Below are 13,837 nucleotides of genomic sequence, written 5' to 3'. Positions count from 1 at the left end.
TTTAAATGAGCTAGAGTCAAAAATGATTATTACTTATTGAATTTGACTTTTATTAAGTAACTTGATTTGCTTGATTGATTTAACCAAGTTATTATGAAAATGATAATCGTTATCATAAATATTTGTCTCTATGGCTGTGAGGATTTGATCAATGCAAAGAGTTCGATTTAACAATAGGCTGCTTAAATTTAGTGCGATCGCAGTCCTCTGTTCTGGGGGTAGTGCTGTTCAAGCGATCGCCCAAACTACTGAAGTTGAAACCCCAGGCGATCGGGTGGTTTCATCGGAGTTCATCAAATATGCGGCTGAAGGACGAACTGCCAAAACAGCTCAGGTCACTTCTGTCTCGCAGTTGAGCGATGTGCAACCAACCGATTGGGCCTTCACGGCGTTGCAATCCCTGGTCGAACGTTACGGTTGTATTGCTGGCTATCCCGATCGTACCTATCGCGGCCAACGCGCCATGACCCGTTATGAGTTTGCGGCTGGCTTGAATGCCTGTTTAGACAAAATCAACGAGATTATTGCCTCTGGTCTGGCCGATAAGGTTAGTAAAGAAGATTTGGCGGCGCTGCAACGACTGCAAGAAGAATTTGCGGCTGAACTCGCTGCCCTGCGGGGTCGGGTTGATGCGCTCGAAGCCAAAACAGCACAACTAGAGGCGCAGCAGTTCTCAACCACTACCAAACTAGAGGGACAAGCGATCATTGCGATCACCGGTGGTGGCTCTGGCAATGAAGAACTGTTTCAACCGGCTTTAGATAATGCGGGATTGGATGTTTTGTCTGGGCAGCCCGGTGATGCCAATACTACGTTTATTGCGCGGATTAGATTAGATTTCAACACCAGCTTTACTGGCAATGATTTACTGGTCACCCGCTTGGAATCTGGTAATGGCGGTGATGGCGTAACTTCTTTTCTGTCACAGCCGGATGAAATTCTAGGCTTTACTGGCTTTGGCGGTAGCTCTGGATTTGACTATGCTGGCGCTGGTTCCACCTTTGAACTGGGCAAGCTGCGGTATGACTTTCCGGTTGGCGAAAATATGCTGGTGTCGATCGGCCCGGTGATTTCCCTTAACGATCACCTGGATGGGAATAGCTTTGCCAATGATGAGTCGGTGGACTTTTCGATCGGCATGTTCATTAACAATGCGTTGCTGTTCCCGGTCAATGATGGCGCTGGTGCGGCGATCGATTGGAATCCCAGAGGCGGCCCGTTTAGCTTGCGATTGGGCTATGTGGCAGCCAATGCAGCCGAGCCAGAAGATGATGGCAATATTAACCAGGGGCTATTTGGCGATCCCTACCAGGGCATTGTAGAACTGGAATTCGCACCAGAGAATAGTGAAGGTGAAAGACCGTTTGCGATTCGGCTGCAATATGCATCGGCTGCGGTGAACAACCTTGAATATGACATTGGTGGGGTTAATTTAGAATGGGCTCCATCGTCTAGGATTGGCCTGTTTGGTCGCTATGGCTTTGGTAGCATCGATGGTCGTGGTGCTTTGTTGCGGGATGTGTTGCCCACCTATGTAAACGCAAATTCTGCTACTACTGATTTGAGTCCAACCTACTGGATGGCGGGGCTTTCATTCCCAGATTTGTTCAGGGAAGGGGCGATCGCTGCGTTTGCAGTGGGGCAGCCATTCATTGAAAGTGATATTGGCAATTCTTCGCAAACCAATCTAGAGTTGTTCTATAACTTGCCAATTACTGAAAATATCTCAATTACACCAGACTTGCAGTTTATTTTTAATCCCAATAATAGCAGCGCCAACGATACGATTACGATCGGTACGATCCGCACTGTATTTACATTCTAAGCATTAGCTGATTACGGGATGCTTGTTTATGTATATATTGGCAAATCGGTAATAATCTTAGTGCCAGCAAGCATTAGCTGTAAGCGCTATTAGTATCTTTACTCACTCACTTGAAACAGAAACAGCAGCGATCGATACTCGCTACTGTTTTTTATTTTGAGCTCAAATTTTTAAAGTGCAGACTGCGGACTCCAGAGCATTAAAGCTGACAAAGCATCAGGATCGGTATCTAGTTACTTAAAACCTGGACTTAGAGTTGCCTATCTCTAAATACCTATCTAAATACCCATCTAAATATCAGTGGCTTCCGCTTCAAGTTGCAATGCCTCTTGCACGCATTGGCCGATAACCCCAGCTTCCGCAAGTTCTGTCACATAGGCAGACTCATTAAAGGCAAAATCCTCGTAATCCCAACGCTGGGCAGCCTGGGTCAGGGTACAAGAACAAAAATATTGTGCCTGGGCTTTTTTCGCATTCGGATTTGATTCCAGTGCCGAGTCAGTGCAGTTACTCTGGGCATTAGCCAGTTCATCACCATTCCATTTCAGCTCGGTGCTACCACCAATCAAGCAGGCGATCGCCAGCAAGGGCAGAATTAATAATTTTTTCATTACTTTTTTTGGGTTCAGTCCGATTCAGTCCGACCAGATTGACAAGTTGGCATACATTAATTGCAATCGCCTCGTCCCATTAATCTCTATTAAATTAAACTAATACTTAAAGCCGTTTTTACGAATATGAACAGCAGGTTCGCCATCACCAATCTTTTGACCGGAGGTAATTTTAGCTAGCACGATCGCATGATCGCCCGCATCCATACTGCCAACCACCTCGGCATCAAGATAAGCGATCGCCCCGGTCAAATAGGGCTGACCACTGGGTGCGGAACCTAGCTCAACTCCCGCCAGGGGATCGACACCAGGCTCAAATGATTTGGCAAAATGGCCAACTAGCTTGCCCTGTCCTTTGGCCAGAATATTTAAAACAACCGGGGAGCCTGGCTGCAACAGAGATTCAATATGCCGCCCTTTGGCCACGGCGATCGTAAAGGAGGGAGGTTCAAACGCCGCTTGCTGGATCCAGGATGCCAGCATTGTGCCAGTCTGATCTTTTTGTTTGGTGGTAACAATAAACAAACCACCAGGAATACAGCCGATCGCTGCTCCCAAGGCTTCTTTGGCTTCCAAATTTTGTGACTCAGTCATACCTTATCTAATATCAGCAGGGTTCAGACATTGCCGCAAACTTTTGCCGTTTGTTGATCTGCTTAATATATTTGTCTACAGGTCAACTAACGTTATGCGTAAGCAATGCTCAATCCCCACCATATCAGGAAAGCGATTGCACTTAAAATAATCGATGCAGAAATAGCCACGGTAACGGGCGTATCAGCGCCATCGAACTTCATAATGCCACGATTAAAATCAGACATAACCTGAACCTATGATAACGATAAGATTACTCAAGGTAATTACGATTCTATGTTACCCCGTTTGAGTATAAATACGACCGCGCCATTGTCTGGGTCTGTTGACAGTGGAAATAAAAATCCGCAGCACTGCGATCGGATCAAACAGGGGGGAGAGCCAGAAGAAAAATCCCAGCTCCGTATAGCTGACGCGGATCCCAAACAAAAGTGCCAGCCTGATCGTGACTAAAAACAAATTGATTGCCAGCAGCGTCCAACCGATTGTCGATAATCCTGGCAGCAAAACTACCAAAAGAATTAATAGAGCTAATAAAGGAATTGGTAGTCCCTGCACCATTAACAAAAAGCCAACATCGCTCCAGGTTTGTAATGGCGTGGCCGCATCCTTCAGGTCTAGCGATCGCCCCCATTCAGTCCAGGTCTCAGCCATTGATGTATACATGCGTACTTGCAATAGCTCAGAGCCATTCAAAAAGCCCACCTTTGCCCCCTGTTGGGCGGCTGCCCGCGCTAAGGTAACATCATCACAAAAAGAACTACTGGCCAGCTTATAGCCACCCAGGCGATCGAGTACCTCTTTGCGCGAGAGGAAACATTGACCATTGGCCAAAACGCGGTCTTTAGTAAATTGAGTGCGATCGCCCGTAGCGCCAAAGCGATAGATCAAAGTCATCAACAATGCTGGTTGTAGCAATTGCTCCCCCGGATGCTTGAGAATAAACCGGGGTGAGAGCGAGACAATATCATAGTTTTCGGCGATCGCCGTTTGCACGATTGTGGCCACCATACCCGGTTGCGGCATTGTATCGGCATCTACGCCCAGAATCCACTCACTGTCGGGATTTGCATTTAAATAACCATTGTGCAGCGCCCAGGGACGACCAACCCACCCATCGGGTAGTGGGTCATCGGTAACCAGGCGTAATTTGCTGGGATATTCAGCCTGCTGCGATCGCACATATGCCGGGGTGCCATCCTGCGATCGGCTATCAACCACCACAATTTCTGCCATTGCCTGACCGCGCAACCCATCCAAACAATGGGGTAATCGCTCCGCCTCATTGAGGGTGGGAATTACCACGGTTACCTGCGGCGTGGGCTTAGCTTCATGCTCCTCGATCGGCTCTAGGGCTGGTATGCGCTGCGGCGCGGTGCTCAACCTTTTTAACAGCACCAGGGCACATCCAAGCTGCACCACCAGCAACGGCAGAAACAAAAAATCTAAAATATCTAACAGATCTAAATTAAATGACACTTTGAACTATCTATAACCAGAATTTGACGATCTCATTACATAATGCACTCAGAAACTAAGAATACCTCAAGCGGGGAACATCATGATTTCTCCCCTAGCTAGATCTTATTCAAGATTGCTATTTGTTCTGAATCCATTTATTTACTTACCTACTTACCTACGATCGGAGATTGGATCAGGCGATCGCTGGTGGGCAAAAACTAATCTGGTTTAAAATCACACCCTCAGCAAGGGGAGATCACAGCAATGTGGTTAAAAGTAATGCATGATCGTAAGGCTAGCTAATCGGGACTGTTGGCTAGACTAGATTTTGCCCAGGTTGGGTATTATCTAGAGTAATTAAATATATGTTTTTAGAGGCTAGGCTGCTGTTCGTTTTATTAGTAGGTTTGCGGAGCTGCTAATTTCTGGGTACGGACATTGGTAAAAACTGGCCTGGTAGATTTAAATCCTAATTAAATTAGATCATGCAAATAATCGCAGGTTACATATGCTAGATCTGCTCAAAGTTGCAACCCAAATGCAAGGCATGTCTGAGCAACTGGCTCAAGAGGCGCAGCAATTAATGCGCAAGTTAGATCGAGCCGAGGAGTTGTTTAATCAAGCCAGCGATCGCCAGGAAGAATTATGTCAGCAACGAGCCCGGTTTAGCGATCGGTTAATTTTTAATTGTGCCGAGCCGATTGAACCATTAACCCTGCGCCACCAGATTGCACCCATGACTGGCAGCCATTGTGTGATCGCCACGGATGGATCGCAGATTGCGCCGAGTCGCCATGAAGCCGCCTATTGCTATCTGGTAAACGTGGGGCGGGTTGCTTTGCATTATGGCAGTGGCACCTATCCCCATTTAGACAGTGTGCCAGAGATTTTCTACAAGCCTGAAGATCTATATGGTGCCAGGCAATGGGGGATTAGCACCGAAGAATGGATGGGTTTGCGCCGCACCGCCGCCGAAGCGATCGCCCTGACCGAATTAGCCCTAGCTCAGAAAAATTCTGCTATCAATAATCACTCTGGGCACTCTCAGCCACTTAATCATCTAACTTCTCTCAATCCTGCCAATAATCTGAGCGATCAACCAAATAACCAGAACGATCGATCGCTAGATCTGGATTTAGATCTAGATAATCAATCAACCTCCCCGATGCTGGCACTGAGTGATGGCTCCTTGATCTACTGGTCGCTCGAAGCATTACCCAGGGAAGCCCGCGATCGGATCTTGCCGGATATGCTCACCGCCTGGGATTTACTCAAAATGGCGCAAATTCCCCTGGCTGGTTATATCAGTGCGCCCAGAGCCGTCGAATCAACCAACTTTTTGCGATTGCCCGCTTGTCCCTTCGAGCAGCCCGATTGCCAGACCCATTGCCAAAGTTCCAGTAGTAACAGTAACAATGCCCAACCGATCGCCAAAGCACCATGCAGCAAAATTCAACCCACCCGTGATGCGACCTTGTGGCATCGGTTATTACAGCCCGGTGAATGTAGCCCGTTGTGGCGTAGTAATGCCCGAATTTTGAATGAATATGGCGATGCGCAGCAGATCTATTTTTGTTATTTGCATGTGGGTGTAGAAATTGCGCGGGTGGAAATGCCAGCCTGGACTGCTCTGGATTTTAATTTGAGAAATCAAGCCCTGAGCATGATCCTGGCGCAAATTCAAAAGGGCTATGGTTATCCAGTGGCTTTGGCGGAAGCTCATAATCAAGCGGTAGTGACTGGGAGCGATCGCCGCCGTTTCTTTACCATCCTGGAGCAACAAATGCTCAAATCAGGATTGAGTAATTTAGCTACTTCCTACAAAGAAGCCCGCAAGCGGGGTAGCATTGCTTAATCTTTGATCAATCTAGCCTGTTTTTTTTAAGCTCAAGGCGATCGCCATTGGCTCTTGGCTCACTCAATTGCGGTTGTAATCATCCGTCGGCCAGTCTTCATTTTGGCCACCCACAATCAAAGTCTCTACCGCCACATAATCCTTACTGAACTGCTGCAAGGCGTTAATTAATATATCAATGGCGATCGCATCTGCCGTACCCAGATCGACCCAACAACGAGCCCAGTTGTCTTCATATTCCACGTCGCCCATGTTGTGCATCAACGACATCATTTCTTCCTCAGCCATTTCCACATCATAATCAAAATAGCTAATATCTACACCCGTTTCCTGCACCTGCATATTCACCGCATTAAAGCCGCCCAACTTACCCAGCAAAAACCAGGAATTGAACAACTCATCAACGATCTGCTTTTCCATTACTGAGGGAACATTTTCAAATTCGATCCATAGCCACAGATCGAACCAATCACAATCACGGAACTTTACTTGCATGGGTGGGGCGCTTTTCCTTGTTGAAATAGAATTATGGAAATACTAGGATTATTAAACCTAATTATCGATGGCATTGCTGGTCATGCAACCCCTTTATAGCTAAAAAACAGTACATTAGATCAATAATTTGTTAGGAGAAATAGGCGATCGTGAGCAGGATTAGATTAATGCATGCCAAGTTGCATCGGGTCAGAATCACTGAGGCCAATGTTAACTATACCGGCAGCATTACGATCGATCGTCAATTAATTGATCAAGTGGGCATTCTGCCGCTCGAAGAAGTGCAGGTTTGGAATTTAAGCAATGGCAATCGCCTTAGTACCTATGTTCTGCCCGGTGAAGCGGGCAGCGGTGTAATTTGTGCCAATGGCGCGGCAGCGCATTTATTTAGTCCTGATGATCTGGCGATTATTGTGGCCTATGCCGACTGCGATCGCCAAGAAGTAATCCAAAACGGCCACCAGGCCTACGTGTTGATCGCCGATGGCCAAAATAACCGTGCCCAGGAGATTTTGCAGCAAAGTTTGGTTCCTGGGCTTGATGTTACCGCGATCGATCAAAATGTCGATCAAAAAATCAACCGAAAAATGGAGTTCCAATCTGTTCCATTTGAATCCCTTGACCCACATATTTCTTTCAAACATCTTTCCAAAAGATAGATTCTACGCACCGATCAACCTATTAATCTCTTGCAAGCTGGGATGGCGATCACTTCAGGATTTGCGATCTGAAACTACTCCGCGTCCAGCTCTTCGATTAACTGATCCAATGAATAATCAGTCACACCGCTATTTTCGCCTTCCTCTAAGGCACGGCGTAATGCTGCGAGTTTTGTTTTGTTTCCTGTAACTCTAGTAAGCGTAGTCCCGCGCGAATAGCCTCACTAGCAGAGCCATAGCGTCCCTCGGCTACTTTTTGGTTGATAAATTGCTCAAAATGGCTGCCAAGCATAACACTGGTGTTTTTTTGCATGGATCACTCTTCTTGCTGAAGTTACCATATATTATTATATGTTGGTATTTTCAGGATGTTAGCTTCTTCCTTGGCTCTGTATTGTTTGATGGGCTTCACCAAGTTTAGTTATTAGACTGTGGCGGTTCTAAACTAAAAGTTTGTAAATTGCCATTTTCATCAGCCCGTACGCCAATCCCCAGTTTGTTTAACTCGGCCACAGCGATATCAAAGGTTTTTTGATCAAAGGCGACAGCCAGCACATCTGACCAGGCGGAAATCCGAGCAGATTTACTATCGGGATCGCTTTGTAAAAAGGCGGCTGTTTCCCGCGATCGCTGGGCGACAACTTCTACTTCCGGTAGAGTATCTTCGCCAAAGGTGGCTCGATCGGCCCAATCGGCAGCATTCAAGTATGATTCGATCGCATCCTGGGGGCGATTCAAAAGTAATAGCTCATCACTTGCCTTACGCCGCCAGACAGTATAGGCATAGGGTTGTTTTTCGGGCTGCATTCGCCGCAAACCATATTCATACATGGCGATTGTCTTTTCTGGTTGCGCAGCATAGACAGATACGCCGAAGGATGCAAAAAGATAGGCATCAACAAAGTGGGGATCGTGCTCAATAATTATTTCAAAATAATCAGGGCTGAGGCCATAACCCGTTTGGTGGGTTTCCCTGGCCATATCATCGCCAAAGTATTGCAAGAAGTTTAAGAAGGTAATATCGGCGATCAAATTGTTATAGCCAAATCCACTTCTGGGCAGGGTTTGTAAAATGTCTAATCTGGCCTGTTCTCGTCGCAGCCAGCGTCGATCGGATTCGATCGTTTGCCCCTCGCGCTCTACTTTGATGCGGGGCATTTGTAGCGCTATGACTGTAACCGCCGCCAGGGCGATCGCCCCAAGATTCAGGGCTAGTTGGATTAAACGATGCTTACGCATTTCACTAATCAATTTAAGATAGATCTGCTGAACATAGCAGAAGCTGAGGAATTGAGAAATATGATACTGGAGTTAGACCATAAGCATATTCTAATCCCAGGCGGCAATTACACTAAAAAATAAGCTAAAGATGCTAACTACTGGTTAGATATTTGGTTGATATCAAATAGATCGTTACTCGGTAGTTTATGAGTTTATGCCTGGATGATGACATATCAATTATTTGCGAGTAATTTTTGCCATTTGATATCTGATTACAATTATGGCATTCAGCAATAAATACCCTGACTAGGTAAGATTAATTATGCAAATTTAGGATTCAGCATTGAAAGTATCCTGCAGCAATTGATCCCTGAGCGCCTGGGTTGGCATCCCATCGGCAGGTTGGAGACCATAGAAATTTTTTGCCCTGATGATCGCCGTGGTTGTTTCAGTACCCTGCTGCCCATCGATCGGCCCGTTATAAAAACCCCGTTGTGTCAAAAGCTGTTGCAATGCTTCAAGATTGTTGATTGGTGTAGGCGTAGTAGGGGTAGGCGTAGGTGTGGGTGCAGCATCATTTTCCAACGCCGCGATCGTGCTGGGGCCAGCTACACCATCATCCGGTAGCCGATAAAATTTTTGGGCAGCAACTACCGCAGCCCTAGTGGCAGTACCATACGTCCCATCGATCGGCCCAGTATAGAACCCCCGCTGGGTTAGCAGTCGCTGGAGAGCCACCACGTCCACATCTACAGGATTGGCAACCGGACGATCGTTAGCCCTAAGGGCATTGATCGTAGCCTCATCAGCTACGCCACTGGCGGGTAAGCCATAGGTGCGCTGGGCACTAATGATCGCCGCAGTCGTTGCGGAACCAACCACACCATCGATCGGCCCAGTATAAAACCCCCGCTGTTGCAGCAGGCTTTGTAGTTGAGCTACGGTTACCCCGCCGGGTAGGGGAACTGGTTGATTGGGATTCTGACCAGAATTATTGTTGTTATTCTGGAGGGCAGCGATCGTGGCAGAACCAGCCACACCGTCTACCACTAGGCCATAGGATTGCTGGGCGCGCCTGATTGCATCGGTGGTCAAGGAGCCAATTACACCATCGATCGGGCCGTTATAGAAACCTCGCTGCTGGAGCAGGTTTTGCAGTTGGCTGGCAGTAATATTTGTGCCCTGAATCGGGTTATTGTTGATTGGTTGACTGGGCGGATTGGTCGCAGTTCCTTGCAGAGCCGCGATCGTGGCCGGGCCGGCAATGCCATCTACAACTAAGCCATAAAATTGTTGAGCCTGAATAATCGCATTTTTGGTCAGGGAGCCAGCAACACCATCGATCGCACCATTATAGAAACCACGCTGCTGTAACAGGGTTTGAACCTGGGTGACAGAATATCCAGGCGTAATAATTGCAGTTGTGCCGGATTCCAATGCTGCCATTGTGACCGGACCCACGATGCCATCGATCGCCACACCATAAAACTGCTGGGCTTGCCTAATTGCGGCAACGGTTTGGGAACCTTCGATCCCGTCGATCGCGCCCCCATAAAAGCCCCGCTCTTGTAAGAGGGTTTGCACTTCAGCCACGGTGGCACTGGTGCAGATGTTGTTGCAAACAGGGCTAGGGGGAAGGTTGGTGCTACTAAGACCAATTCGATAATCGTCAGATCGCAGGGCTGCAATTGTATTTGCGCCAGCCACGCCGTCAATATTTAGGCCATAGAATTGCTGAGCCTGAATGATCGCATCGACCGTCATTCTGCCCTGGACTCCATCAATGCTGCCATCATAAAAGCCCCTGGATGCCAGTAATTCCTGCACATCTTCCACATAATAGCTATAGCCTGCGCCAGTGACTGGTGCTGGGAGCGCGTAGAAAGTGCCCATTGCTGTGCTGGCAGCGATCGCTACGGAAATGGCACGATTGACCATTACTTCTCGATCGGTTTTGGCAGTTAGCTCTGGTTCCGGTTCGGGTTCGGAATCACTGTCTAGGCGGCTGTCTAGGCGATCGAGCGCTGACGATTCAGCCGCAGCCGATTGGTTCGTCATGTTAGCTGGATCTAATAGCCGATCGCTGTCTTCTGGGGCTGATTCTGATTCATTTTTTGCTGCCCATGGGGTAGCTTTGACATCTGATCGGTTAGCACTGTCTGCCTGGTTATTATTTATTTGATCGGTAATTGGGACAGGTTGGAAAAAATCAGCAAGTTCCATAGGATTTGGTGTGGTTGTTGCGCCTCCTGGTCTGAGCAGGAGTTGGCTAAATGTGGGAATTTGAAATTAAGGCTGGCTATGTTTTAGTGAGTAAGGTTTGAGATGAGACAAGGGGAAACATGAACCAGTCAGATTGGTATCTATTGGTGTCAATCGGCATTCATCAGAGCATAAAATTCAGTAACCAGCATCAGTACCGATCGCCATTGCCCTGAATCGATCGCAAATTAACTAATTAACTATCAATGCTGCTCTGCCTCAACCCTGATTGCCCCCGCAGTTAATTAAAGTGTTGTTAAAGTTTGCCAAAGCGGGAAACTTGAGCATTTTTAGTAGCTTGTTAGTGGCTCAAAATTGGGTTTAATTGATGCAATCAATGATTGATTCGTTGAACTAAGCCTAGCGATCGCTCTGCTAGTCAAAACAATCAAAAATTAATAGCCTTCGCTTTCTTGACCAGGCAGGTGATTTAGCTGTCAAAGGTCAAGGCAGCAATGGTTTGTGGGCCAGCAATCCCATCTTGGTTTAGGCCATAGAAAGCTTGGGCACTCAAAATGGCGCGAGTAGTGCTAGGCCCCTCGATACCATCGATCGCACCGTTATAAAAACCCCGCTCGCTCAGTAAAGCCTGAACTGCCTCGATTCCTGTATCTGGATTATTATTATCTGGTTCTGAAGCAACTGGTTCTTGATCTTCAGTGAGGGCAGCGATCGTGTTGGGGCCAGCAATGCCATCTACTGCTAGGCCATAAAATTCCTGAGCATCCAGAATTGCCTGTTCAGTTAGTGGTCCTGCAATGCCATCAATGCCGCCATCATAAAAACCACGCTCTGCTAGTAGGGCTTGTAACGCTGAGACACTGCCGGTGATTACAGTGCCAGTATCACCATTGTCAGGGATATCTGCACTGAGGGCAGCGATCGTGTTGGGGCCAGCGATCCCATCGACCGTTAAGCCATAAAATTCCTGAGCATCTAGGATCGCTTGCTCGGTTCTAGGGCCAGCAATGCCATCAATGCTGCCACCATAAAAACCACGCTCTGCCAGGAGGCTTTGTACTTCGCTGACAGTGGAGCCGATCACGATTGAATCACTGGTAAAGGCTGCTGTGGCAACAGCGGTACTGCTGGTACTACTAACCTCAGGGGCAACATAGCTATCACTTTGCAAGGCGGCCAAGGTTGCGGAACCCACTACTCCATCTACATTCAAGCCATAGAAGTTTTGAGCCTCCTCGATCGCGGCTCTGGTGCCAGGACCATCAACGCCGTCTACGCCACCTGGATCAAACCCACGTAGGGCAAGCAGCTCCTGCAGTTCCGCGATCTCTGGGGTGAAGGCGATCGCCTGGGAAATATGCCCTGACTGGGCGGTGAGTACCCCAGTTGCCATAATTGTATATAGCGCTAGCTTGCTGATTTGCTGGTAACTAGGTGTGGAATTGACGATCGCATCGATTGCATTGCATTGCAAGGGTGGATCGGTTTCAATGCCTGACTGGCTCTCGGCATAGGCCAGCTCATTGTGTATAAATGCGGTGATATCCATTTAGGCTAAGTAATAATGTTGGCGAGTCATATAATCATTTGTTGCACTTAGTCTGCGCCTATGTTTGTACATAGTTATGACCTTAGGTTCTGAAGCGATCGTTAATGGTTTGCAAATCCACATATGCTTATATGTGGCTGCTATCTGTCTGCAAAACCTTCAACGTACTAAGTAAACCCCAACCCATAGCTTAATTTGAACAATTACCTAATGTTCTAGGATCTTTTCCCAGACAGTAATGCAGTAATTAAGTAAGCTATGACCACCCTATATCTTCTTATCTTTTGCTGGCTTTTTTATGCTTGGCCTATGAATATGGATTTACCACTTGAGCGGGTTAAATATTTTCAGAGGCCAGGCGGCAAGCAATCTTGGTTAGCTAAATCATTAACTGAGACTTTGAATTTATGTATGCTCGATCGATTGCTCAGTTAATTTGGTTAATTTGCTAAATCTGTTTAAACCCCAAATCTGGTTTTGTTGATCCCGAATTATATTGATGCAGTGAAAATGAAATCGGTTCCCACCAGTTGGATTGGTATAAAACTTGGTATAAATTTAAAAATCTTTCTTGAAGTTGGTATTTGAGCCTAGCTCCAGATAGATCGGGCTAGAACTAAGAAGTCAAACAAGCATTGGGCGCAAAATCGAGCCGGAGGGTATCATAGGTACAACTGCCAAACACGCCATCGGTAGAAATGCCATAGAAGGCTTGGGCATCGGCGATCGCCTGACGAGTTCCCGCCCCAATCAGGCCATCAATGGCACCGAAGTAAAAACCTCGTTCGGCTAGCAGGTTTTGCACCTGCATATTGCTAATTTGCACCGTAATCACGTCGTCACCGGTTAAATTATCGCTACCCTCATCGCCACCAAAATTGGGAGCAACGTAGTCATCTGCTTGCAATACTGCCAGGGTCTGAGCACCGACAATGCCATCCACTTCGACCCCATAAAAGGTCTGGGCATCAGCGATCGCAGCTCTGGTGTCGGGTCCGATCTCGCCATCGATTGTACCGGGGCTAAATCCTCTGGTGGCCAATAATTCTTGTAGCTCGGCAATTTCTGGCACATAGCCCAGCGCCGCGGGGGTAGCGATACCTATCCCGGTGGCCACCGTACTGACTGCTACGGCAGCATAGGCGGCGGTTTTTAGGTGTTGAACAGATTGTTTTTGGAGCGTATCTATCGCGTTGCAGTTGAGCGCAGGAGCGATCTCTGTGCCTTGTTGCGATCGCTCATAGCAAAGCTCACTATAGAGAAAAGCTGATAATTCCATAATCTTTGGTGAGACTCATTATTCCTATATTTTACATGGATGTCGGCTATAGGTGAATAATTAGC

The 13,837-nt window shown here is 47.3% G+C and carries 12 protein-coding genes and 1 pseudogene; 3 read left to right on the top strand and 10 right to left on the bottom strand.

Annotated features, from left to right (window positions below):
- The first annotated feature begins 151 nt into the window (after positions 1 to 151).
- Positions 152 to 1,825, top strand: coding sequence for an iron uptake porin (locus PSE7367_RS07205; RefSeq protein WP_015164709.1), 1,674 nt, complete (start codon positions 152 to 154; stop codon positions 1,823 to 1,825).
- 290 nt (positions 1,826 to 2,115) lie between these two features.
- Here the strand turns inward: PSE7367_RS07205 and PSE7367_RS07200 are convergent, their stop codons facing one another.
- The 4 genes from PSE7367_RS07200 to PSE7367_RS07185 form a co-directional block, all read right to left on the bottom strand.
- Complete coding sequence (locus PSE7367_RS07200; RefSeq protein ID WP_015164708.1) at positions 2,116 to 2,436, bottom strand: hypothetical protein; 321 nt, start codon at positions 2,434 to 2,436, stop codon at positions 2,116 to 2,118.
- A 99-nt stretch (positions 2,437 to 2,535) separates the two neighbouring features.
- Positions 2,536 to 3,030 carry a flavin reductase family protein gene (locus PSE7367_RS07195; protein ID WP_015164707.1) on the bottom strand — a complete coding sequence of 165 codons (495 nt, stop codon included), beginning with the start codon at positions 3,028 to 3,030 and terminating at the stop codon, positions 2,536 to 2,538.
- A 92-nt stretch (positions 3,031 to 3,122) separates the two neighbouring features.
- A complete protein-coding gene (locus PSE7367_RS22915) occupies positions 3,123 to 3,257 on the bottom strand; it encodes a hypothetical protein (RefSeq protein ID WP_015164706.1) in 135 nt (44 codons plus the stop codon).
- A 52-nt stretch (positions 3,258 to 3,309) separates the two neighbouring features.
- Positions 3,310 to 4,509 (bottom strand): glycosyltransferase family 2 protein, encoded by a 1,200-nt coding sequence (locus tag PSE7367_RS07185; RefSeq protein ID WP_015164705.1) that lies wholly within the window; start codon positions 4,507 to 4,509, stop codon positions 3,310 to 3,312.
- 490 nt (positions 4,510 to 4,999) lie between these two features.
- Between PSE7367_RS07185 and PSE7367_RS07180 the strand changes: the two genes are divergently transcribed.
- The gene (locus PSE7367_RS07180; protein WP_015164704.1) at positions 5,000 to 6,346 is read left to right on the top strand and encodes a DNA double-strand break repair nuclease NurA; all 1,347 of its coding nucleotides are present in this window, start codon (positions 5,000 to 5,002) and stop codon (positions 6,344 to 6,346) included.
- Between the two features lie 63 nt (positions 6,347 to 6,409).
- On the opposite strand, the gene PSE7367_RS07175 is transcribed toward PSE7367_RS07180, so the two are convergent.
- Positions 6,410 to 6,841 carry a DUF3531 family protein gene (locus PSE7367_RS07175; RefSeq protein ID WP_015164703.1) on the bottom strand — a complete coding sequence of 144 codons (432 nt, stop codon included), beginning with the start codon at positions 6,839 to 6,841 and terminating at the stop codon, positions 6,410 to 6,412.
- A 149-nt stretch (positions 6,842 to 6,990) separates the two neighbouring features.
- Between PSE7367_RS07175 and panD the strand changes: the two genes are divergently transcribed.
- Positions 6,991 to 7,500, top strand: a complete 510-nt coding sequence (panD, locus tag PSE7367_RS07170) for an aspartate 1-decarboxylase (protein ID WP_015164702.1) — start codon at positions 6,991 to 6,993, stop codon at positions 7,498 to 7,500.
- A gap of 74 nt (positions 7,501 to 7,574) precedes the next feature.
- Here panD and PSE7367_RS07165 read toward each other — a convergent pair.
- The 5 genes and pseudogenes from PSE7367_RS07165 to PSE7367_RS20290 form a co-directional block, all read right to left on the bottom strand.
- Positions 7,575 to 7,813: pseudogene (locus PSE7367_RS07165) on the bottom strand (type II toxin-antitoxin system ParD family antitoxin).
- Positions 7,814 to 7,917: 104 nt separating this feature from the next.
- Positions 7,918 to 8,739: a hypothetical protein gene (locus PSE7367_RS07160; RefSeq protein WP_015164700.1), complete on the bottom strand. Its 822-nt coding sequence runs from the start codon at positions 8,737 to 8,739 to the stop codon at positions 7,918 to 7,920.
- Positions 8,740 to 9,051: 312 nt separating this feature from the next.
- Positions 9,052 to 10,944 (bottom strand): peptidoglycan-binding domain-containing protein, encoded by a 1,893-nt coding sequence (locus tag PSE7367_RS20295; protein WP_015164699.1) that lies wholly within the window; start codon positions 10,942 to 10,944, stop codon positions 9,052 to 9,054.
- 469 nt (positions 10,945 to 11,413) lie between these two features.
- Complete coding sequence (locus PSE7367_RS07145) at positions 11,414 to 12,493, bottom strand: peptidoglycan-binding domain-containing protein (RefSeq protein ID WP_015164698.1); 1,080 nt, start codon at positions 12,491 to 12,493, stop codon at positions 11,414 to 11,416.
- 616 nt (positions 12,494 to 13,109) lie between these two features.
- A complete protein-coding gene (locus PSE7367_RS20290) occupies positions 13,110 to 13,772 on the bottom strand; it encodes a peptidoglycan-binding domain-containing protein (RefSeq protein WP_015164697.1) in 663 nt (220 codons plus the stop codon).
- Between the last annotated feature and the right edge of the window lie 65 nt (positions 13,773 to 13,837).

It is taken from the genome of Pseudanabaena sp. PCC 7367, from assembly GCF_000317065.1.
GTDB lineage: Bacteria > Cyanobacteriota > Cyanobacteriia > Pseudanabaenales > Pseudanabaenaceae > Thalassoporum > Thalassoporum mexicanum.
This window is presented reverse-complemented; position numbering and strand designations above follow the sequence as displayed.